The sequence below is a fragment of the Brevundimonas intermedia genome (assembly GCF_027922165.1).
Taxonomy (GTDB): domain Bacteria; phylum Pseudomonadota; class Alphaproteobacteria; order Caulobacterales; family Caulobacteraceae; genus Brevundimonas; species Brevundimonas intermedia.
Genome location: NZ_BSFD01000006.1, coordinates 72,462 through 91,880, shown reverse-complemented (window position 1 = coordinate 91,880; position 19,419 = coordinate 72,462). Strand labels below are relative to the sequence as shown.

The 19,419-nt window shown below is 67.8% G+C and carries 19 protein-coding genes and 1 tRNA gene; 12 read left to right on the top strand and 8 right to left on the bottom strand.

What is annotated here, in order from left to right:
• Window positions 1–52: 52 nt before the first annotated feature.
• Window positions 53–1,300, bottom strand: a complete 1,248-nt coding sequence (locus PKE72_RS10685) for a PQQ-dependent sugar dehydrogenase (protein WP_271165357.1) — start codon at window positions 1,298–1,300, stop codon at window positions 53–55.
• Between the two features lie 194 nt (window positions 1,301–1,494).
• Here PKE72_RS10685 and PKE72_RS10680 point away from each other — a divergent pair.
• Window positions 1,495–1,571 (top strand) — tRNA-Met (locus PKE72_RS10680).
• Window positions 1,572–1,654: 83 nt separating this feature from the next.
• Here PKE72_RS10680 and PKE72_RS10675 read toward each other — a convergent pair.
• The gene (locus PKE72_RS10675) at window positions 1,655–1,855 is read right to left on the bottom strand and encodes a hypothetical protein (RefSeq protein ID WP_271165356.1); all 201 of its coding nucleotides are present in this window, start codon (window positions 1,853–1,855) and stop codon (window positions 1,655–1,657) included.
• Between the two features lie 278 nt (window positions 1,856–2,133).
• Here PKE72_RS10675 and PKE72_RS10670 point away from each other — a divergent pair, with 278 nt between their 5' ends.
• Window positions 2,134–2,439, top strand: coding sequence for a hypothetical protein (locus PKE72_RS10670; protein WP_271165355.1), 306 nt, complete (start codon window positions 2,134–2,136; stop codon window positions 2,437–2,439).
• Window positions 2,440–2,443: 4 nt separating this feature from the next.
• Here the strand turns inward: PKE72_RS10670 and PKE72_RS10665 are convergent, their stop codons facing one another.
• Window positions 2,444–3,109 carry a TlpA family protein disulfide reductase gene (locus PKE72_RS10665; RefSeq protein ID WP_271165354.1) on the bottom strand — a complete coding sequence of 222 codons (666 nt, stop codon included), beginning with the start codon at window positions 3,107–3,109 and terminating at the stop codon, window positions 2,444–2,446.
• Between the two features lie 70 nt (window positions 3,110–3,179).
• Between PKE72_RS10665 and argH the strand changes: the two genes are divergently transcribed.
• The 5 genes from argH (at window position 3,180) to PKE72_RS10640 (ending at window position 7,826) form a co-directional block, all read left to right on the top strand.
• On the top strand, window positions 3,180–4,544 hold the full coding sequence (gene argH / locus PKE72_RS10660) for an argininosuccinate lyase (protein WP_271165494.1): 1,365 nt from the start codon (window positions 3,180–3,182) through the stop codon (window positions 4,542–4,544).
• Window positions 4,541–4,771 carry a hypothetical protein gene (locus tag PKE72_RS10655; protein ID WP_271165353.1) on the top strand — a complete coding sequence of 77 codons (231 nt, stop codon included), beginning with the start codon at window positions 4,541–4,543 and terminating at the stop codon, window positions 4,769–4,771. The genes argH and PKE72_RS10655 overlap by 4 nt, the downstream gene beginning before the upstream one ends.
• A 6-nt stretch (window positions 4,772–4,777) precedes the next feature.
• The gene (gene lysA / locus PKE72_RS10650) at window positions 4,778–6,052 is read left to right on the top strand and encodes a diaminopimelate decarboxylase (protein WP_271165352.1); all 1,275 of its coding nucleotides are present in this window, start codon (window positions 4,778–4,780) and stop codon (window positions 6,050–6,052) included.
• A gap of 48 nt (window positions 6,053–6,100) precedes the next feature.
• On the top strand, window positions 6,101–6,757 hold the full coding sequence (locus tag PKE72_RS10645; protein WP_271165351.1) for a hypothetical protein: 657 nt from the start codon (window positions 6,101–6,103) through the stop codon (window positions 6,755–6,757).
• A gap of 79 nt (window positions 6,758–6,836) precedes the next feature.
• Window positions 6,837–7,826, top strand: a complete 990-nt coding sequence (locus tag PKE72_RS10640) for a cation diffusion facilitator family transporter (protein WP_271165350.1) — start codon at window positions 6,837–6,839, stop codon at window positions 7,824–7,826.
• 136 nt (window positions 7,827–7,962) lie between these two features.
• Here PKE72_RS10640 and PKE72_RS10635 read toward each other — a convergent pair whose 3' ends face one another.
• Window positions 7,963–8,820, bottom strand: coding sequence for a glutamate racemase (locus tag PKE72_RS10635; protein ID WP_271165349.1), 858 nt, complete (start codon window positions 8,818–8,820; stop codon window positions 7,963–7,965).
• A gap of 128 nt (window positions 8,821–8,948) precedes the next feature.
• Here PKE72_RS10635 and PKE72_RS10630 point away from each other — a divergent pair, with 128 nt between their 5' ends.
• Window positions 8,949–11,144, top strand: coding sequence for a M3 family metallopeptidase (locus PKE72_RS10630; protein ID WP_271165348.1), 2,196 nt, complete (start codon window positions 8,949–8,951; stop codon window positions 11,142–11,144).
• Window positions 11,145–11,214: 70 nt separating this feature from the next.
• On the opposite strand, the gene PKE72_RS10625 is transcribed toward PKE72_RS10630, so the two are convergent.
• Window positions 11,215–11,496, bottom strand: a complete 282-nt coding sequence (locus tag PKE72_RS10625) for a UrcA family protein (protein WP_271165347.1) — start codon at window positions 11,494–11,496, stop codon at window positions 11,215–11,217.
• 242 nt (window positions 11,497–11,738) lie between these two features.
• Here PKE72_RS10625 and PKE72_RS10620 point away from each other — a divergent pair, with 242 nt between their 5' ends.
• Entirely contained in the window at window positions 11,739–12,704 is a 966-nt protein-coding gene (locus tag PKE72_RS10620) for a magnesium and cobalt transport protein CorA (protein ID WP_271165346.1), read from the top strand.
• Between the two features lie 46 nt (window positions 12,705–12,750).
• Here the strand turns inward: PKE72_RS10620 and PKE72_RS10615 are convergent, their stop codons facing one another.
• Both PKE72_RS10615 and ppc read right to left on the bottom strand, forming a co-directional pair.
• On the bottom strand, window positions 12,751–13,086 hold the full coding sequence (locus tag PKE72_RS10615; protein ID WP_271165345.1) for a UrcA family protein: 336 nt from the start codon (window positions 13,084–13,086) through the stop codon (window positions 12,751–12,753).
• Between the two features lie 138 nt (window positions 13,087–13,224).
• Complete coding sequence (gene ppc / locus PKE72_RS10610) at window positions 13,225–15,930, bottom strand: phosphoenolpyruvate carboxylase (RefSeq protein WP_271165344.1); 2,706 nt, start codon at window positions 15,928–15,930, stop codon at window positions 13,225–13,227.
• Window positions 15,931–16,094: 164 nt separating this feature from the next.
• Between ppc and PKE72_RS10605 the strand changes: the two genes are divergently transcribed.
• Both PKE72_RS10605 and PKE72_RS10600 read left to right on the top strand, forming a co-directional pair.
• A complete protein-coding gene (locus tag PKE72_RS10605) occupies window positions 16,095–17,285 on the top strand; it encodes a divergent polysaccharide deacetylase family protein (RefSeq protein WP_271165493.1) in 1,191 nt (396 codons plus the stop codon).
• Window positions 17,285–17,761, top strand: coding sequence for an RNA pyrophosphohydrolase (locus tag PKE72_RS10600; RefSeq protein ID WP_271165343.1), 477 nt, complete (start codon window positions 17,285–17,287; stop codon window positions 17,759–17,761). Before PKE72_RS10605 ends, PKE72_RS10600 begins: the two co-directional genes overlap by 1 nt.
• Before the next feature lie 45 nt (window positions 17,762–17,806).
• Here the strand turns inward: PKE72_RS10600 and PKE72_RS10595 are convergent, their stop codons facing one another.
• A complete protein-coding gene (locus PKE72_RS10595) occupies window positions 17,807–18,295 on the bottom strand; it encodes an Hsp20 family protein (protein WP_271165342.1) in 489 nt (162 codons plus the stop codon).
• Between the two features lie 256 nt (window positions 18,296–18,551).
• On the opposite strand from PKE72_RS10595, the gene PKE72_RS10590 reads away from it, so the two are divergent.
• Window positions 18,552–19,358, top strand: coding sequence for a class I SAM-dependent methyltransferase (locus tag PKE72_RS10590; RefSeq protein ID WP_271165341.1), 807 nt, complete (start codon window positions 18,552–18,554; stop codon window positions 19,356–19,358).
• The last annotated feature ends 61 nt before the right edge of the window (window positions 19,359–19,419 follow it).

Here is a 19,419-nt window from a genome sequence, read left to right as displayed (position 1 = left end):
CTGTTCACGCAAAGCCTCGGCTCTGCGGTCCTGCCCCCCGGCGTCCCGCAGACTACTGCGCGACCGCCAGCCTGACCAGCTTGCCGTCATCCTGATCCGTGATCGCCCAGACTGCGCCGTCCGGCCCCACGGCCACGTCGCGGACCCGTTCGCCCAGGTCCGTCAGCAGCCGCTCTTCGCCGACCACGCGGTCATTCTCGATCACCAGTCGGGCAATATGCTTCTCCTTCAGACCGGCGACCAGCAGATCGCCGTCCCAGCCGGGGAACATGGCGCCCTGATAGAAGGTCGCTCCGCCCGGCGCGATCACCGGGTCCCAGTAATAGACCGGCTGTTCGGTGCCAGACTTCTGTGTCGCGCCGCTGTTGATCGCCCCGCCGGCGTATTCGACGCCGTAAGCCGCGTCGGGCCAGCCATAGTTCAGACCCGGCTTGTCCAGATTGACCTCGTCGCCGCCCCGCGTGCCGTGCTCGATGGTCCAGACGGCGCCGGTGCCGGGCTGGACGGCGACGCCCTGGACGTTGCGGTGGCCCAGGCTCCAGATCTCGGGCAGGGCGCCGGCGCGGCCGACGAAGGGGTTGTCCTGGGGGACCGAGCCGTCGGCGTTGATGCGGATGGTCTTGCCCATGTGCGAGCCCAGGTCCTGGGCCTGGGGCCGCATCGGCCGGTCCGACCGTTCGCCCAGGGTGATGAACAGCTTGCCGTCCGGCGCGAAGGCCAACGATGAGCCGAAATGCTTGTCGCCGTCATAGACGGGCAGGGCGCGGAAGATGACTTGAACAGTCTCCACCCGCGACCCGTCGTCGGACAGGCGGCCCCGAGCGACCGAGGTGGCGTTGCCGCCCTCACGAGGCTCCGAATAGCTCCAATAGATCAGACGGTCCTGGCCGAAGCCGGGGCTGACCACGACGTCCAGCAGCCCGCCCTGGCCGCGCGCATCGACCGGCGGCAGGCCCTGAACCGGTTCGCTGACCTGTCCCTGGGCCGTGATGATCCGCAGCCGACCGGGCTTTTCCGTCACCAGCCAGCGGCCGTCCGGCATCAGGGCCAGTCCCCAGGGATGGACGAGGCCGGAGGCGACCGCGCTGTGGTTCAATGCGACGTCGGTCTTCACGCCCGGCGCCCGGGTCTGTCCGGCGAAGGCGGGCTTTTGATCGGGGTTGTTGGCCGGCCGGGTCTCCAGCGGCGCGCCCGTCTGGCCTGCCGCCTGGCCGGACACCGGGGCGCTCTCGCCGCTGGCGCCGCAAGCGGCGGCGAGGACGAGCAGGGAGGTCGAGGCGGCGAGGAGGGGCAGGCGCATGGGGTGGCTCCGGTCGGGTCTGGACGTTCCGTCTGAACAGAAGCGTCAGGGTTAGCGTTCCCGCGAAACCCTGTCATGCGCCGCATCGCCGCACGATCTGCGTCGAGACGACTTGAACCGCGCGCCCGACGGCGATATAGGCACGCCTCTTTCGCGCTGGCCCCAGGCCTCGCGGACGCCCGGAGACGGGATGCGACTGGGTAGCTCAGATGGTTAGAGCGGTGGATTCATAACCCACAGGTCGGCGGTTCGATCCCGCCTCCAGTCACCACCTCATTTTTGGATTAGGTCGCTGAGGCCCGAGGTGAGAACGACCGCTACCGAGGATGGGTAGCGGTCGTAGATCGCGAAGATTTAAGAGTATTCCTGAGCCAGCTTGTCTAGGCACTGAGTGTAGCTGATGTTGGCAAATGTCTCGCAGGGTTCGTCACCCTCGCACGCTGCCAAAGCAGCTTGATACTGCTGCATGCACAAGAAGGGACTTGCAGACGCGGTAGGCACGCCTACCAGCATCGAGCCTGCGAATGTGGCGGCTATGACGAGTTTCTTGATCATTTAGTCCTCCTATGCGGGGCCTGTCCCCAGCGCATGAAGACGCACGACGCGCGCTTTGCGCAACCAGTATTACATTCCGTCGCGTCTCAAGATTGCGTTATCCTGCAAGGCATCGACACCTCGACCAGCCTCGACGGAACTTAAGCGCCTTGGCGCAGACCATGGAGACGAGGGCGCAGTGGTTTTGAACGATACCGCGACGCGTCCTTAGCGATCTGCGAGCAACCGCCGACAGGTTGCGGCGTTCAACGATCGACAACCTTGACCGGAGAGACTTCATGACCATCCGTACGAAGGCCCTGCTGGCCGCCGCTGTCCTGTCCCTGGGCGCCGCCGCCTGCACCGAGGCCGAGCAGGAAAACACCGAAGTTCAAGCCGAGGCGGCCGCTGACCGCACGGGCGAAGTCGCCGCCCAGGCCGGTGAAGTCATCGAATCCGGCGCCATGAAAGCCGCTCAGGCGGTCGAGACCGGCGCCGGCAATGTCGCCGACGAGCTGGAAGAAAACCAGGCCGAGGCCGCCGCCGAGGGCAGGCCGGGCGCGGTGAACCCGAACACCGACCAGCGCGTGCCCGCCGACAACTGACGCCTCAGTCGGTAGGCGTCGGTCCGGCGGCGGGAGCGCCTTCCGCCAGCAGGGCGTCGATCAGGGCGTGGGCTTCGGGGCTGTTCCAATCGGCCTCGCCCGAGAAGGTGGCGCGGATCCGGCCCTCGCGATCCAGGAAGATGGTCTGGGGCATCTTGCCCTTGCCCGGAAACTCGAACGGCAGCTGGAACTTGATGTCGCTGTACAGAGGCAGGGGTTCGTGGACGTCGATGAAGCTCTTGGCGTCGGCCAGGGCGTCGGCCGAGGCGTCGACATTGATCGGCAGGACGATCAGGTCCTCGTTGGTCTGATAGGACCGAGCCAGGGCCGCCAGGGTGGGCATTTCGGTGCGGCACGGAGCGCACCACATGGCCCACAGATTGACCACCACCACCTTGCCCTCGAAGGTCGAGAACCGCACCGCCGTGCCGTTGCGGTCGCGGAACATGTATTCGGGCGCGGTCTTCAGCTCGGACGGCGTTTCCAGCGACGCCAGCGACCCGACGGCGAACCGGGCCAGATCGCTTTTCGTCACGGGCGTCGTCTGGGGTTGCGCCTTCTGCCTATGATTGGCGTATAGCGACATCGCCAAGCCGCCGGCGCCGGCAAGCGTGCTGAACAGCACGAGCGCGCCGACGACCGCCCAGATCGCCTTTCTCGAGCCACTCATGACAGACGCCGCCTCCGATACCGCCCAAGCCAATGTTTCTAAGGCCCCGGCAAAGCCCGCAGGTCAAGACATGTGGGGCGGCCGCTTTTCGTCGCGGCCCGCCGAGATCATGCAGGCGATCAACGTCTCCATCGGCGTGGACCAGCGTCTGTGGCGTCAGGATCTGGCCGGATCGCGCGCCCATTGCCGCATGCTGGCCAAGCAAGGCGTCATCCAATCCGCCGACGCCGACGCCATCCTGGGCGGGCTGGACGCTATAGAGGCCGAGATCGTCGGCGGGACCTTTCCCTTCCGCGACCAGTTCGAGGACATCCACATGAATGTGGAGGCCCGGCTGTCGGAACTGATCGGCGAGCCCTCGGGCCGGCTGCACACCGCGCGCAGCCGCAACGATCAGGTGGCCGTCGATTTCCGCCTGTGGGTCCGCGACGCCGCCGACCGCACCATCGCCCAGCTCAAGGCCCTGCAGGCCGCCCTGCTGGATCGCGCGGACCAGCACGCCGACGATCTGATGCCCGGCTTCACCCATCTGCAGACCGCCCAGCCGGTGACCCTGGGCCACCATCTGATGGCTTACGTCGAGATGTTCGGCCGCGACGCCGGCCGGTTCGCCGACGCCCGGACGCGGATGAACGAAAGCCCGCTGGGCGCCGCCGCCCTGGCCGGTTCGCCCTTCCCGATCGACCGCCACATGACGGCGGCCGAGCTGGGCTTCGACCGGCCGATGGCCAATTCGCTGGACGCCGTGTCGGATCGTGATTTCGCCCTGGAAAGCCTGGCCGCCGCCTCGATTACGGCGGGCCACCTGTCGCGCCTGGCCGAAGAGATCGTGGTCTGGATGACGCCGATGTTCGGCTTCGCCAGCCTGCCCGACGATCTGACGACCGGGTCGTCGATCATGCCGCAGAAGCGCAATCCCGACGCGGCCGAACTGGTCCGGGCCAAGACCGGCCGGATCCTGGGCTCGCTGGTCGCCCTGTCGACCGTGATGAAAGGCCTGCCCCTGGCCTATTCCAAGGATATGCAGGAGGACAAGCCGCCGGTGTTCGAGGCCTTCGACGCCCTGGACCTGGCCCTGGTGGCCATGACCGCCATGGTCTCGGCCCTGCGGCCCAACACCGAACGGATGGCGGGGGCCGCCGGCGCCGGCTTCTCGACCGCGACCGACTTAGCCGACTGGCTGGTGCGCGAACTGAACCTGCCCTTCCGCAAGGCGCACCATGTGACGGGGGCGGCGGTGAAACAGGCCGAGGCGATGGGCGTGGACCTGTCGCAACTGCCCCTTGAAGAAATGCAGAAACTCGAGCCCGGGATCACGGAAGCGGTTTACAAGGTGCTGACCGCCGAGGCTTCGTGCCAAAGCCGTCAGAGCTATGGCGGAACCGCGCCGGAACAGGTCCGCGCGCGTATCGCCGACTGGAGAGCCCGCCTATGAAAAAGACCCTGATCCTCGCGGGCCTGCTCGCCCTGTCGGCCGCCGGCTGCGGCCGTATGGCCGATCTGGAATCGCCGGTGCGCGAGACCGAGCGCGCGCCGCGCAGCAGCCGCGCCCCCGGCCTGCCCGAGCCGGCGACCATCAATCGCCCGTCCAGCAGCGTGCCGATCGACGGCGGTCCCTCCAATCCCATCGGCGCCGGCGCCGCCCAGAACGATCCCCGCTAGGCCCCCTTGCACCATTTCGACCTGAAGGACGGCGCCCTCCATGCCGAGGGCGTGCCGCTGGAAATCATCGCCGACGAGGTGGGGACGCCCGTCTATGTCTATTCCACCGCGACGCTGAAGCGGCACTACGGCCTGTTGCGCGCCGCCGCCGATGCGCACCGCGAAGCCCTGGGCGAGGCCCTGATCGCCTTTGCGGTCAAGGCCAACTCCAACCTGTCGGTGCTGGCGACCCTGGCGAAGCTGGGTTCGGGCGCCGACACCGTGTCCGAGGGCGAGATTCGTCGCGCCCTGGCGGCGGGGATTCCCGCCGACCGGATCATCTTCTCCGGCGTCGGCAAGACCGATGTGGAGATGGTCTTCGCCATTGGCGTCGGCGTGCGCCAGATCAATATCGAATCCGGCGCCGAACTGGACCGGCTGATCGCGGTCGCGGCCCTGATGCAGGCCGCGCCGGCCGTCGCCGTACGGGTCAATCCCAATGTCGGCGCCGGCGGTCACGCCAAGATCACCACCGGCGGCAAGGGCGACAAGTTCGGCGTGCCGGTCGAGGAGGCGATGGCCCTCTACGCCCGCGCCTCGGCCTCGCCCCATGTGACGCCTGTCGGCCTGGCCTGCCATATCGGCAGCCAGATCACCGACCTGGCCCCGCTGGAGGCCGCCTTCACGGTCCTGGCCCAGATGACCCGCGATCTGCGGGCCCAGGGGCATGCGGTGACGCGGCTGGACCTGGGCGGCGGCCTGGGCGTGCCCTATTCGGGCGGGGTCGAGCCGCCGTCGCCGGCCGACTATGTGGCCATGGCCGCACGGGTCCTGTCCGGGCTGGACGTCGAGGCGGCCTTCGAGCCCGGCCGTCTGCTGGCCGCCAACGCCGGTGTGCTGCTCAGCCAGGTGATCCAGGTCAACGAACGCTCGGACGGGCGGCGCTTCCTGGTGCTGGACGCGGCGATGAACGACCTGATGCGCCCGGCCCTGTACGACGCCTTCCACGACATCAAGCCGGTCAATCCGCGCCCCGGCGCCGCCCGCGCCCACGACGTGGTCGGCCCGGTCTGCGAGACCGGCGACACCTTCGCGCGGGATCGCGACCTGGCGCCGCTGGAAGCCGAGGATCTGGTCGTCTTCACCGGGGCCGGCGCCTATGGGGCGGTGATGTCCAGCGAGTACAACAGCCGACCCCTGGTGCCCGAGGTTCTGGTGGACGGCGACCAATGGGCCGTCATCCGGCCGCGCCCGACCTATGAGGATATGCTAGACCGGGAGCCCTTCGCCGACTGGCTTTAAGTCTGAATTGGCCTCGACTGTTATAAAGTAACGAGCTATAGGGCCGCCATGTCGCCCGTCTCCGAACCGTCCGTGCTGCTGTCCCTGCTCGGGGGCGGCTTCGTCGCGGCCTTCCTGCACGCGGCCCTGCCGACCCATTGGCTGCCCTTCACCCTGGTGGGGCGGGCCCAGGGCTGGCGAGCGTCGCGGGTGCTGCTGGCGGTGACTGTGGCGGGCCTGGCTCATATTGCGACGACGGCGGTGGTGGGCGGCCTGATCGTGGCGGCGGGCCTGGCCCTGGACCAGTGGGTCGAGGGGCTTCTGCCCCATCTCGCGGCGGTGCTGCTGTTCGTTTTCGGGGCCTTCTATCTGGCCAGGGCGACGCTGAAACGACCCGCGACGGCGGGGGGACCGGCAATGGACATCGCCGAGCCTTCAGTCTCCAACAAGGCGGCCTTCCTGGGCCTGGTGGCCATGATGGCGGTGTCGCCGGGCGAGGTTCTGCTGCCCATCTATCTGTCCTCGGCCTCGGAAGGTCTCGCCGCCCTGGCCCTGCTGACCCTGGTCTTCGCGGTCGGCACCATTGCCGGCATGGCCGTGTTCACCGCCCTGGCCAGCGCGGGCGCCTCCATCCTGCGGTTGGAGCGATGGGCCCGCTATGAAGGCGCCGTGCTGGGCGTGGCCCTGATCGCCCTGGGTCTGATGGTCGCCCTGCATCAACATTGAAGAGGCATTACATGATAACATTCAACGCGTTATCATATAGCAGCTTGGCCGTTTGCGGAAATGGCGTATAGGCGGACACATGAGCGCCTCGCACGGACACGACCACGCAGATCACGACCACGCAGATCACGACCATGATCACGACCATGGCCATCATCACCATGGCCATGGGCATCACCACGGACACGGCCACGCTCACGGGCCGGTGGACACCGGCGACTGGCGCTACGCCGTCGGCCTGGTGGTCAATCTGGCTTTCGTCGTCTGCGAGTTCGGCGCGGGCCTGATCGCGGATTCCACCGCCTTGATGGCCGACGCCGGGCATAATCTGTCGGACGTCCTTGGCCTGGCCATGGCGGGCGGCGCGGCCTGGCTGGCGCGACGCGGGGCGCACGGGGCGGCGGGCGGTCGGCGCACCTACGGCTTCGGCAAGGCGACGGTGCTGGCGGCCCTGGGCAACGCCCTGCTGCTGATCTTCGCCTGCGGGGCCATCGCCTTCGAGGCCGTGCGGCGCTTCGCCGAGCCGGCGCCGGTCGGCTCGGGCGTGATCATGACGGTGGCGGCCATCGGCTTCGTCATCAACCTGGGCACCGCCCTGCTGTTCATGAAGTCCCAGCACGACCTGAACGCCCGCGGCGCCTATCTGCACATGATGGCCGACGCCGGGGTGTCGCTGGGGGTGGTGGCGGCCGGCGGACTGATCCTGCTGACGGGTTGGTCCCTGGTCGACCCCATCGTCAGCCTGATCATCGTCGCCGTGATCCTGTGGTCGACCTGGGGCCTGCTGAAGGATTCGGTCAATCTGGCCATGGACGGCGCGCCGGGCGATGTCGACGTGGCCAAGCTGGAAAAGGCGCTGCTGGGGCTGGCGGGCGTGCGCGCGGTCCACGACCTGCACGTCTGGGGCCTGTCCACCACCGAGACCGCCTTGACGGCCCATCTGGTCCACGACCTCGAGGACGGGAACGCCCTGCTGATGGAGGCCCAGGCGCTGGCGAAACGCCATTCGATCCGCCACACGACGCTTCAGCTGGAAAGCGAGGCTCTGCCAGATTGTCCGGGGTGCTGATTCCTAGCCTCCGTCACCCTCGGGCTTGACCCGAGGGCCGGGCGCTCCGCCAGCTGTGCGCTGGCCGTCGAGGCACAGCCCGATCTCCATCCGGTCCTCGGGTCAAGCCCGAGGATGACGAACACGGGGATGCGGCCTACGCCCGCGCGAACGCCAGCGGCGCGCCCCAGAACTGGGACACCATCTCCGACTGCGGACCGGCCTGACCCGTCGTCAGGAAGTCGCGGCGGCCGTTGTCGCCCAGTTCGAACTCGGGGTGCCGCGCGAAATACTGCTCCAGCGCATCGGCCACGGCCGTCGGCTGGTTGATCAGCACCGTCCCCGCCGGCAGGGCGTCGGCGAAAAGTTCGGCGATGATCTCGTAATGGGTGCAGCCCAGGATGGCCTTGTCCGGATGGCGGCCGATGCGGCGGCGCAGGGCGTCGACATGGTCGTCGACCACCACCTTCAGCTCCTCGCGCGGGGCGCCCAGCTCGATCAGGCCGGCCAGGCCGGGGCAGGGTTCGGAAAAGACGGCGATGTCCTCGCGCCGCTTGTCGATCTCGATTTCGAAGACGCGGCTGATGGCGGTGGCGGCGGTGCAGAAGACGCCGGTTATGTCGATGGCCTCGACCTTCTCGCCCTCTTGGGGTCGCTCCGCCTCGAAGCTCCAGGGCTTGCCGGTGGCGGCCTCGATGGTGGGCACGATGATGCCGAGCACATTGACCGGACGGCCCAGGCGCTCGCGCAGGCCGGGAATCCAGGTCTGTTGCAGGCGGCGCAGGGCGATGGCGCTGGCGGTGTTGCAGGCCAGGACCACGACCGAGGCGCCGGCGTCGAACAGCCGCTCGCACCCTGCCTTGGTCAGTTCGACGATGTCCTCGCCGCCGCGCCCGCCATAGGGGGCGTGGGCCTGGTCCGCCAGATAGACGAAGTCGCGCTGCGGAAACCGCCGCGTCAGTTCACGATGGACGGTCAGGCCGCCCACGCCGGAGTCGAATACGCCAATAGCCATGACCGCGCTTTAGAACAGTGCGACGATCGATCCAACAAGATTACGGGCCTTTAACGCCCCGCGCAGGTGACGATCCGTCCCGGCGCGCCTAAGTGTAGCCCCGACATGATTTTCCCACGGAGCATTCCATGCACAGACGCCAGCTTCTCATCGCGGGCGGCAGCCTGATGGCCCTCTCGGCCTGCGCCTCTACGGGGTCTGGGGCCTCCACCGGGTCCGGCGCCGCGCCGGCCGCGCCGACCGCCATGGATCTGGCCGAAGAGGCCCGCATCGCCCGCGCCGTCCTGCCGGTCGCAACGCCCAAGGCCGAGCTGCTCCAACCCTGGACCGGGTCTTATGACGGCCTGCCGCCGTTCGACAAGGTGACCCCGGCCAAGCTGCGCGAGGCCATGCTGGAAGGCATCGAGCTGCAACGCGCCGACATCGCCGCCATCGCCAACAATCCCGAAGCCCCCACCTTCGCCAACACCATGGCGGCGCTGGAACTGGCCGGCGAGCCGCTGGACCGGGCGTCCAACATCTATGGCGTCATGACCTCCAACATCGGCGGCGAAGCCTATGACGCGGTCGATACCGAACTGTCGCCCATCCTGTCGGCCGCCTCGGACGAGATCACCTTCAACGCGGCCCTGTTCCAGCGCGTCAAGACCATCGCCGACAACGCCGACGCCATGGGCCTGAGCGCCCAGCAGAAGCGTCTGGCCGAGCGTCGCCGCGACGCCTTTATCCGTTCGGGCGCCAATCTGGACGCGGCGGGCAAGGCCGAACTGGGCCGGATCAACACCGCCCTGTCCAACGCCTTCACCCGCTTCGGCCAGAAGGTCGTGGCCGACGAGAACGCCTGGACCCTGATCCCGAACGAAGCCGGCCTGGCCGGCCTGCCCGCCTCGAACAAGGCCGCAGCCGCCTCGGCCGCGCGCAGCCGCAATCTGACCGGCTGGGCGATCCTGAACACCCGTTCGGCGGTCGATCCCTTCCTGACCTTCGCCGACGACCGGGCCCTGCGCGAGCAGGTCTGGAAGAAGTTCGTCAATCGCGGCGACAACGGCGACGCCAACGACACAAACGCGACCATCGCCGAGATCGTGAAACTGCGCGACCAGCGGGCCAAGCTGCTGGGCTATCGCAACCATGCTGAACTGCGCATGCAGGACACTATGGCCAAGACCCCGGCCAATGCGCAGAACCTGATGGACCGCGTCTGGGCGCCGGCCAAGGCCCGCGTCGCCGAAGAGGTCGCCGACATGAAGGCGATCGCCGGCTTCGACATCGAGCCCTGGGACTACCTCTATTTCGCCGAGAAGGTTCGCAAGGCCAAGTATGACCTCGATCAGAACCAGCTGAAGCCCTATTTCGAACTGAACGCGGTGCGCGCCGGTTCCTTCGCCATGGCCGAGCGCCTGTACGGCTTCAAATTCACCAAACTGCCCAAGGGTTCGGTCCCGACCTTCGAGCCGGACGTCGAGGTTTATGAACTGCACGACAAGGCCACCGGCAAGCTGATCGGCCTGTATTACACCGACGACTACGCCCGTCCGGGCAAGCGTTCGGGCGCCTGGATGACCACCTACCGGTCGTTCTCGACCCTGGACGGGTCGAAGGTGATCCTGGGCTCCAACAACAACAACTTCACCAAGCCCGAGCCGGGCGAGCCGGTGCTGATCTCGCTGGACGACGCCGAGACCCTGTTCCACGAGTTCGGCCACACCCTGCACTATTTCTCGGCGAACGTGACCTATCCGTCGTTCGGCAATACGCCGCGCGACTTCGTCGAATATCCGTCGCAGGTGCACGAGCACTGGGTGCTGAGCCGACCGATCCTGGACGGCTATCTGAAACATTATCAGACGGGCGAAGCCATGCCCCAGGCCCTGGTCGACAAGATCCAGGCCTCGTCCACCTTCAACCAGGGCTATGCGACCGTCAGCTATCTGTCGTCCGCCATCGTCGACATGGACCTGCACACCCAGGCCACGCCGCCGACCGACATCGACGCCTTCGAAAAGGCCAGCCTGGAGCGGATCGGCATGCCCAGGGAGATCGTGATGCGGCACCGCCTGCCGCAGTTCAATCACCTGTTCACGTCCGACGGCTATTCGGCCGGCTACTACAGCTACCTCTGGTCCGAGACGATGGACGCCGACACCTGGGCCTATTTCGAGGAGTCGGGCGACGTCTTCAATCCGGACATCGCCGGCCGCTTCAAGTCGATCATGCTGGCGCCGGGCAACACCACCGACCGCGCCGAAGCCTACCGCGCCTTCCGCGGTCGTGACCCGGACGTGGCGGCCCTGCTGAAGGTCCGAGGCTTCCCGGTTTCTTGATCGGGCAGGCTTAGGGCGAAAGCCGATAACGGGGACGCCGTCGGACATGGATCCGCCGGCGTCCTGCGTTTCAGGCCTCGAAGGAGCGGCTGCCCCGGGCGTATTCGGTGCGGGCCTGCGCCGGCAGGTTCGACAGGGCTTCCTCGCGCACGCCTGCGCGGCAAGCGAGTTGTTCGAGGGGCGTGCGGTTCGCGCACAGTTGGTTGGCTGCCTGGCGAATGCGGGTGTCCAGCCGCGCCGCGCCTTCTCGAGTGGCCAGGTCCAGATCCCCATAGGAGATGCGAAGGTCGGAAGCGGAGGCGGCGCTGGCGGCCATGACGACGGCGGCCGTTAGAGAGACAATCCTGAACATGATCCTGTTTCCTTTTTCCCGCCCCTCTATCGGCTGGGGCAGTGAAAGATCGCGCAGAACCGCATCCAAACGGCGAAGCTTCCGCGGCGGAAACACGGCCGAGTCATAATTCGGCGTCATGACATTCTGGACAGATGAGCGTCGGTTGGACGGTCGGGAGGCCGGCTCGCGCTTCGAACGCATTTCGTCAGGCGCCGGCATGCCCTAAGGCGTAGCCAGCGCATCCGCCTGTGGGAGATCTCATGTCCGTCGTCGCCTCCTACATCTATAAGGACGGCCAGCGTGTAAGGGCGGCCGCCCTGACGCCGAAAGGGCTGGCGCTGAAGCCCGGCGAGTTCGTCTGGATCGGTCTGCACGATCCGACCGACGCCGAGTTCGATGTTCTGGTCAAACGGTTCCACCTCCACCCCCTGGCGGTTGAGGACGCCCTGTCAGCCCACCAGATGCCGAAGGTCGAGGTCTATGGCCGCGAGTTGTTCGTGGTGGCGCGCACGGCGGAAAAGCTGGACGACCATATCAGCTATGGCGAGACCCACGTCTTCGTCGGAACCGACCATGTCATTACGATCCGCCACGGCTCGGATCGGTCGCACACGGCCCTGCGCGCCCAACTGGAGGCCGCGCCTGACCAACTGCGAGCCGGGCCGGACTTCGTGCTGCACGGGGTTCTGGACTTCATCGCCGACGCCTATGTGCCGATCGTCGACGGGGCCGAGGACAGCGTGCTCGAACTGGAGCAGAGGGCGCTGGACACCTTCCTGTCCCGCGCGGAAATCCGCCGACTGTTCACCCTGCGCCGCGAACTGCTGAAGTTCAGGCGCATCCTGGGGCCGATGGAGGAGGTGGCGGGCAAGCTCCAGTCTCTGGATCTCCCCTGTATCGACCCGGACATCCGCCCCTATTTCCGTGACATCGGCGACCATGTGCGGCGGGTGAACAGCCGGTTGAACGGTCTGACGGAAATTCTAGCCTCGGTGTTCGAGGTCGCCAATCTGCTGGAGCAGCAGAGGCAAGGCGTCATCACCCGCAAGCTGGCGTCCTGGGCGGCGCTTCTGGCCGTGCCGACGGCCATCGCCGGCATCTACGGGATGAATTTCGAGTTCATGCCGGAACTGCACTGGCGCTACGGCTATGCGCTTGTGATGGGTCTGATCGGCGCCGTCTGTGTCGGCCTCTACATCACATTCAAACGCACCAGGTGGCTGTAGCCCGAAGAGGTCGGCGAAGAGCGACGGCCCTTCGCCGACCACAGGATCAGCTGTTGACGAACAGGCCGACGACCTGGGCGACCTGACGTGCGTCGCGCGGGGCGCGGGCGTAGTCGATCTGGCGCGAACGCGGCAGTTGGCGCATCGCTTCGGCGCGAACGGCCGAGCGGCAGGCGTCGTGGCGAACGATTCGGCTGCCGGTAACGGTGAAGTTGCGGCACAGGTCGGCGGCGGCCTGATCAATGCGACCGTCGAAGGCGGCGGCGCCGGCGGCGGTGGACAGGTCCAGATCGCGGAAGGCGATCGCGGCCTTGTCCTGGGCCAGGGCAGGGGACACGGACAGGACGGCGACGGCGAAGAGAACGGGGGAGAGAACCTTCATCGCGTTGCTCCTAGAAGAAAGATAATCGCCCGAAATGGCGACGAAGGCGCAATACGCGTGTTGTGTAACAGCACGATGAGGGTTCCGGCGCCGATGTGCGACAGCCGGATTAAATCGTCTTAAGGGTAATGGCTGCAATCAGCCGCTGTTGCGCAGCCCCGCAGCCACGCCGTTGATCGCCAGCAGGATTCCCTCGCGCACCCGCGGATCCTCGTCGCCCGCGCGGCGGCGGCGGATCAGCTCGATCTGCACATGGTTCAGGGGCTCGACATAGGGCATCCGCAGCCGGATCAGCCGATCCAGTTCCGGCTGGCCGCCCAGCAGCTTGTCGTGGCCGGTGATGGCCAGGATGGCGTCGTGGGTCCTCTGCCATTCGTCGCGGATCTCGCTGTAGATGCGGGCGGCCAGCGCGGCGTCGGTCACCAGGGTGGCGTAGCGCCGGGCGATGGTCATGTCCGACTTGGCCATGACCATTTCCATGTTCTGGACCAGGGTGCGGAAGAAGGGCCAGGCCTCGGCCATGGATTTCAGTTCGCCCATGTCCTGTCCCTCGACCGCAGAGCCGAAGCCGAACCAGCCTGGCAGCATGACCCGGCTCTGCGACCAGCTGAACACCCAGGGAATGGCGCGCAGATCCTCGATCCGGGTCGAGGCGGTGCGCGACGACGGGCGCGAGCCGATCTTCAGGTCGGCGATCTCGGCGATGGGGGTGGCGGCGCGGTAATAGTCGACGAAGCCGTTGGTCTCGTAGACCAGCTTGCGATAGGCGGCCATAGACCGGGCCGACAGGTCGGACAGGGTGGCCCCGTGTTCGGCGGTGAAGACCTGGTCCCTGCCCTGGCCCAGCGAGGCCAGCACGGCGCCGCAGGTCAGGGCGTCCAGATTGCGCAGGGCGATCTCGGGCTCGCCGTACTTGTTGGCGATGACCTCGCCCTGTTCGGTGGTGCGGATCCGGCCCTGGACCGTGCCTTCCGGCTGGGCCAGAACCCCGGCGAAGGACGAGCCCCCGCCGCGCCCGACCGTGCCGCCGCGCCCGTGGAACAGCTGCAGTTTCAGACCGGCGGCTTGCGTCACCTCGACCAGGGCGCGCGAGGCTTCGTGCAACTCCCAGCCGGAGGTCAGATAGGAGCCGTCCTTGTTGGAGTCCGAATAGCCGATCATCACCTCCTGCACGCCGCGCGCCTTGGCCACGGCCAGGGCGGACGGTTCCTTCAGCAGCCGCTCCAGGGTCGGGCGCGAGGCGCGCAGATCCTCGATGGTCTCGAACAGGGGGGCGGCCTGGATCGGGCAGGCGGCGGGATCCTCGGGACGATAGAGGCCGACTTCCTTCAGCAGCAGATAGACCTCCAGCAGGTCCGAGGCCGCGTCGGTCTTGGAGACGATATGGGTGCGGATGGCCTGGGGACCGAAGGCGGCCAGGGCGGCGGCGGCGGCCTGAAGGATACCGCGCTCCTTCAGGGTCTCGGCCTCATAGTCGGCATAGGGACTGAACAACTGTCGCGGCGAGGCCAGCTCGGCGGCCAGCACCGCCAGCCGTCCTTCCTCGTCCAGACCGGAATAGTCGGCGCAGACCCCGGCCGTCTTCAGCAGGTCGGCGACGACACGTTCGTGGACGTCGGAGTTCTGGCGCAGATCCAGGGTCGCCATATGGAAGCCGAAGATCTCGACCGCCGTGATCAGGTCGTTCAGCCGGTCGTCGGCGAAGACGCCGCCGTGGTGGTTCACCAGGCTGTCGTGCAGGATCCGCAGATCGGCCTCGAAGGCGTCCGGGCCGGAATAGGGATCGGCGGCGACGACGGCGCGGCGGGGCGGCGGGGTTCCGCCGCGCGCCTCATAGGTGGCGGCCAGACGGGCGTAGACTCCGGTCAGAGCGCGACGATAGGGCTCGTCGGCGCGCTGGGGCGAGGGGTCGTGGGCGGCGTCGGCCAGGGCCGCCAGTTCCGGCGAGACCTCGGCCAGTTCGGCCGCCAGACTGAGTTCCGCCCCCAGGGTGTGAACCTCGTCCAGATAATAGCCCAGCACAGCGCGCGATTGGGTGCGGAAGGCGGCGGCCAGTACGGTTCCGTCGACGTTCGGATTGCCGTCGCGGTCGCCGCCGACCCAGGTGCCGACCCGCATGAAGGGCTGAAGCTTCGGCGCCTCCAGCAGGCGACGCCAGGCCGACAACTGCTTGGGCGCCACCCGCAGGAAGATGCGGTCGAGGAAAGAGACGACGGTGTCGATCTCGTCCTGCACCACCAGCCCCTGGGTGCGGACCAGGCGCGTGGCCCACAGGATGACGATCTGGCGGCGCAGGGGTTCGTTGATCAGGGCCGGCGAACAGGCCTCTCCGGCCTTGTCGCAGGCGTCCAGCATGTCGGAAATGGCGGCGATCCGGTCGATCACGCTCTTGCGCCGCACCTCCGACGGGTGGGCGGTCAGCACCGGCGAGACCAGGGCCTCTTCCAGCAGGGCGCGCACCGCCGCCTTGTCCACATTCTGTTCGGCCAGCCGCTGAAGGGCGCCTTCGGGCGTATCCGGGCGGGCGCCGGCCACGGCCTGGCCCTGGGCGCGACGGCGGGTGGCGCGGTCCTCGGCGATATTGGCCAGAAGGGAGAACAGGGCGAAGCCGTGGGCCAGTCCGGCGGCCTGATCGACCGACATGGTGGTCAACAGCTTCTCCAGCCGCTTGGCCGGGTGGGAAGCCGGGTCGCGGTGATAGGCCACCGAGGCCTGACGCACCGCCTCGACGTGTTCGAACAGGGCCTCGCCGCCCTCCTGACGAATGACGTCGCCCAGGATGCCGCCCAGCAGTCGGACTTCTTCGCGCAGGGCGTCGTCGGCGGCGGGCGTCATCATCGGCATATCCTAGGCGGGAGCAGGGAGACCGGCATGTGAAAGAGCCGAAACCCCGCCGTCAACGCACGATCCATGACAACGGACGATAGACGCGTTCATGGTGAACGGCCGTTAGGCTTTCTTAACCGGCGGGATGCGAGACTGGCCGTGAAGGATTCCGCCCCGTGTCCATGTTCGCCAAACGCCAGTCCGCCCTCGCCGCCGCCGCCGGCTCCCCGCCCGCAGCGCGTGGAAAACCGAGCCTGAAGCCCGTCGTCGCCGCGCTGAAGAAGCCGCCGGTGATCGCCGGCCTGGCCGGCCTGTTCCTGCTGTCCACCACCGCCCTGTTCCTGACCGTCCTGGGCGATCCGCATGCGGGCACGCCCTCGGCCCGTGTCGCCCTGCACCGCGAGGAGGCGGCGCCCGCCCCGGCCCCGACCGGGTTCGAGGCCTTCTCGATGGGGGCCATGGGCCTGTATCAGGATCTGACCGGAACCGGCGATCCCTCCGGCGCGGCGGGCGGCGAGGCCGTGATCACCCTGCCGGACGGGGCCACCGTCGCAGGCGGCGCGAGCTATACAGCTCCGGTTCAGCCCGCCTCGCCCCTGCCCAAGGCGCCGATCGCCGGCCTGGCCCAACCCGGCCCCAGCGGACCCCTGCCGATGATTGCGCCCGACGGCCGCGTCCCGGCCCAGGCCTATGCCCGGCCGTTCCGCTCGAACGGCAAGCCGCGCGTGGCCCTGATCGTCGGCGGCCTGGGGCTGAACGCCGTCACCACCCGCGCCGCGATCGAACGCCTGCCGGCCGAGGTGACCCTCAGCTTCGTGCCCTACGCCGACAATCTCCAGTCCTGGATCGACCAGGCCCGCGCCCAGGGCCACGAGGTCATGCTGGAAATGCCGATGGAGCCCAGCGGCTATCCCGACAACGACCCCGGCCCCTACACCCTGCTGGCCAGCGGAACCCCCGACGACGTCCAGGCCAAGATGGACTGGCTGCTGGGCCGCGCTGTCGGCTATTTCGGCGTGACCAACTATCTGGGCGACCGGTTTGCGACCTCGGACACGGGGATGAACGCTTTCCTCTCGAGCCTGCGCCAGCGCGGCGTCGCCTTCCTGGACGACGGTTCGTTCCAGCGTCGCCCCGGCGCCTGGGCCCGCGCCAGCGCCGACAAGGTCATCGACCAGACCCAGTCCCCCGCCGCCATCATCGCCGCCCTGAACAGTCTGGAAGCCCAGGCCAAGCTGCGCGGCGCGGCCCTGGGGACCGGCTTCTCCTATCCGGTGACGGTCGAGGCCGCCGCCCGCTGGACCGCCGGCCTGGAACAGCGCGGCCTGCAACTGGCCCCCGCTTCGGCCATGACCCTGCGGCCCGGCCGCTAATGACCGACCTCAGTCTGTACCGCCCCAATGTCGGGGTCGTGCTGTTCAACGCCGAAGGTCTTGTCTGGTACGGGCGGCGCCACGCCACGCCCGGCCCGCATAACTGGCAGTTCCCGCAAGGGGGTGTGGACGACGGCGAGGACTTGCTGGCCGCCGCCCTGCGCGAACTGCGCGAGGAGACCGGCGTGACCTCGGTCGAATTCCTGGCGCGGACCGACGACTGGATCCTGTACGACTTCCCGCCCGAGGCGATGAACAACCCCAAGGCCTGGCGGGGCTTCGTGGGTCAGCGGCAGCAATGGTTCGCCTTCCGCTTTACCGGCCAGGACAGCGAGATCGACCTGGAAGCCGATGATGAGATCGAGTTCGACGCCTGGCGCTGGGGCGATCTGTCCGAGGCCTGCGACCTGATCGTGCCGTTCAAACGCCCGGCCTATGAGCAGGTGGTCGCCGCCTTCGCGCATCTGGCGACATAAAAAAGGGCGGCGCGAACGCCGCCCTTTCCCGTTTGGATGGACCGATCAGGCCGCCTTGGCCTTGTCCGTCTTGGTCTTGTCGGCCTGGCCCTCGATCAGGGGCTGGGCGCCGCCGATCTCGATCCGGCGGGGCTTCAGCGCCTCGGGCAGTTCGCGCTTCAGCGAAATCGACAACAGGCCGTTGACCAGATTGGCCTCGCTCACGACCACATAGTCGGCCAGCTGGAAGCGGCGCTCGAAATCGCGCTCGGCTAGGCCGCGGTGCAGATAGGTCTTCTGCGCCTCGGCGTCGTCGTTGGCGGTCTTGCGGCCGGTGACGGTCAGCAGGTTTTCCTTCACCTCGATATTCAGCTCGTCGGGAGAGAATCCGGCGACGGCGATCTCGATGCGATAGGCGTTCTCGCCCGTGGTCTCGATATTATAGGGCGGATAGCCGCCGTCCTGGCTGGTCCGCGCGGCGGTTTCCAGCAGATTGGCCAGACGGTCGAAACCGACGGCCGAACGGTACAGCGGGGTGAAATCATAGGTACGCATCAGCATCCTCCTGAGGATCAGCAAGGTTGAGCCGCCCGGCGGTTTGCCCGGACGGTAGGAGTTCAGCTCGACGACCCGAAATCGGCGCCGTCGGTCTGGAGAGCCCGGAACCGGCGCTCTCGAGAGATGAAATGGGATGCGCCGAACGGGCGTCAAGGGGGCCGCCGTGCGCGACGAATTCCCGCGTCTCACGATCGTCATTTGCGCCGGGCGCTGCGGCCCGTATTGAAGATCACTCCGGATGAAGGAACACCCCATGCGTCTCGCCGCCTTCGGCTTCGCCGCCGTGCTGTCGACCGTCGCCGCGACGGCGACCGCTCAGTCTCAAACCGCCCCCACCCAGGGCGCCTGGACGCCCCCGCGTTCGGCCCTGTCCAGCGCCATCCCGACCTTCGCCGAGGACGCGGCGCTTCAGGCCGCCGTCGCGGCCGAGACCCGTCCCGCCGCCGACCGCGCCCGCGACGCCGCCCGCCGTCCGTACGAGGCTCTGACCTTCTGGGGCCTTACGCCCGGCATGACGGTGGTCGAGATCGAGCCGGGCGGCGCCAGCTGGTGGCGGCATATTCTCGAGCCCTATGCGGCGGCGACCGGCGGCCGCTATGTCGGCGTCAACCGTCCGCTGGAGAGCATGGGGGTCGAGCCCGGGTCGGCCGACTTCATCCTCGTGGCCCGCGCCTTCCACAACTGGTCGCGCAGCGAGCGCACCGAACCCTATCTGAAGGCCTTCTACGCCGCCCTGAAGCCCGGCGGGATCCTGGCCGTGGAACAGCACCGCAGCGCCGAGGGTCTGAACGTCGCCGACGTCGCCTCGACTGGCTATGTCCCCGAAAGCTATGTGATCCACGAAGCTCAGGACGCCGGCTTCGTGCTGGAGGCGCGCAGCGAGCTGAACGCCAATCCCAAGGACGACCACGACCACCCGTTCGGCGTCTGGACCCTGCCTCCGGTGCGTCAGTCTCAGGCCCGCGACGGCTCGGGCGCCCTGACCCCGGACCAGCGCGCGGCCTTCGATGCAATCGGCGAGAGTGACCGCATGACCCTGCGGTTCCGCAAGCCGGAATAGTCCCTTTTGACCCGCGCCGCGAACGTGAGTAAGCCCGTTCGACCAAGGTTTGCCGGACGCG

Bases quoted from the DNA above. Each gene is read 5' to 3' on its own strand.
- PKE72_RS10685 (WP_271165357.1), bottom strand. From the start codon at position 1,300: ATGCGCCTGCCCCTCCTCGCCGCCTCGACCTCCCTGCTCGTCCTCGCC.
- PKE72_RS10675 (WP_271165356.1), bottom strand. From the start codon at position 1,855: ATGATCAAGAAACTCGTCATAGCCGCCACATTCGCAGGCTCGATGCTG.
- PKE72_RS10670 (WP_271165355.1), top strand. From the start codon at position 2,134: ATGACCATCCGTACGAAGGCCCTGCTGGCCGCCGCTGTCCTGTCCCTG.
- PKE72_RS10665 (WP_271165354.1), bottom strand. From the start codon at position 3,109: ATGAGTGGCTCGAGAAAGGCGATCTGGGCGGTCGTCGGCGCGCTCGTG.
- argH (WP_271165494.1), top strand. From the start codon at position 3,180: ATGTGGGGCGGCCGCTTTTCGTCGCGGCCCGCCGAGATCATGCAGGCG.
- PKE72_RS10655 (WP_271165353.1), top strand. From the start codon at position 4,541: ATGAAAAAGACCCTGATCCTCGCGGGCCTGCTCGCCCTGTCGGCCGCC.
- PKE72_RS10645 (WP_271165351.1), top strand. From the start codon at position 6,101: ATGTCGCCCGTCTCCGAACCGTCCGTGCTGCTGTCCCTGCTCGGGGGC.
- PKE72_RS10640 (WP_271165350.1), top strand. From the start codon at position 6,837: ATGAGCGCCTCGCACGGACACGACCACGCAGATCACGACCACGCAGAT.
- PKE72_RS10635 (WP_271165349.1), bottom strand. From the start codon at position 8,820: ATGGCTATTGGCGTATTCGACTCCGGCGTGGGCGGCCTGACCGTCCAT.
- PKE72_RS10630 (WP_271165348.1), top strand. From the start codon at position 8,949: ATGCACAGACGCCAGCTTCTCATCGCGGGCGGCAGCCTGATGGCCCTC.
- PKE72_RS10625 (WP_271165347.1), bottom strand. From the start codon at position 11,496: ATGTTCAGGATTGTCTCTCTAACGGCCGCCGTCGTCATGGCCGCCAGC.
- PKE72_RS10620 (WP_271165346.1), top strand. From the start codon at position 11,739: ATGTCCGTCGTCGCCTCCTACATCTATAAGGACGGCCAGCGTGTAAGG.
- PKE72_RS10615 (WP_271165345.1), bottom strand. From the start codon at position 13,086: ATGAAGGTTCTCTCCCCCGTTCTCTTCGCCGTCGCCGTCCTGTCCGTG.
- ppc (WP_271165344.1), bottom strand. From the start codon at position 15,930: ATGCCGATGATGACGCCCGCCGCCGACGACGCCCTGCGCGAAGAAGTC.
- PKE72_RS10605 (WP_271165493.1), top strand. From the start codon at position 16,095: ATGTTCGCCAAACGCCAGTCCGCCCTCGCCGCCGCCGCCGGCTCCCCG.
- PKE72_RS10600 (WP_271165343.1), top strand. From the start codon at position 17,285: ATGACCGACCTCAGTCTGTACCGCCCCAATGTCGGGGTCGTGCTGTTC.
- PKE72_RS10595 (WP_271165342.1), bottom strand. From the start codon at position 18,295: ATGCGTACCTATGATTTCACCCCGCTGTACCGTTCGGCCGTCGGTTTC.
- PKE72_RS10590 (WP_271165341.1), top strand. From the start codon at position 18,552: ATGCGTCTCGCCGCCTTCGGCTTCGCCGCCGTGCTGTCGACCGTCGCC.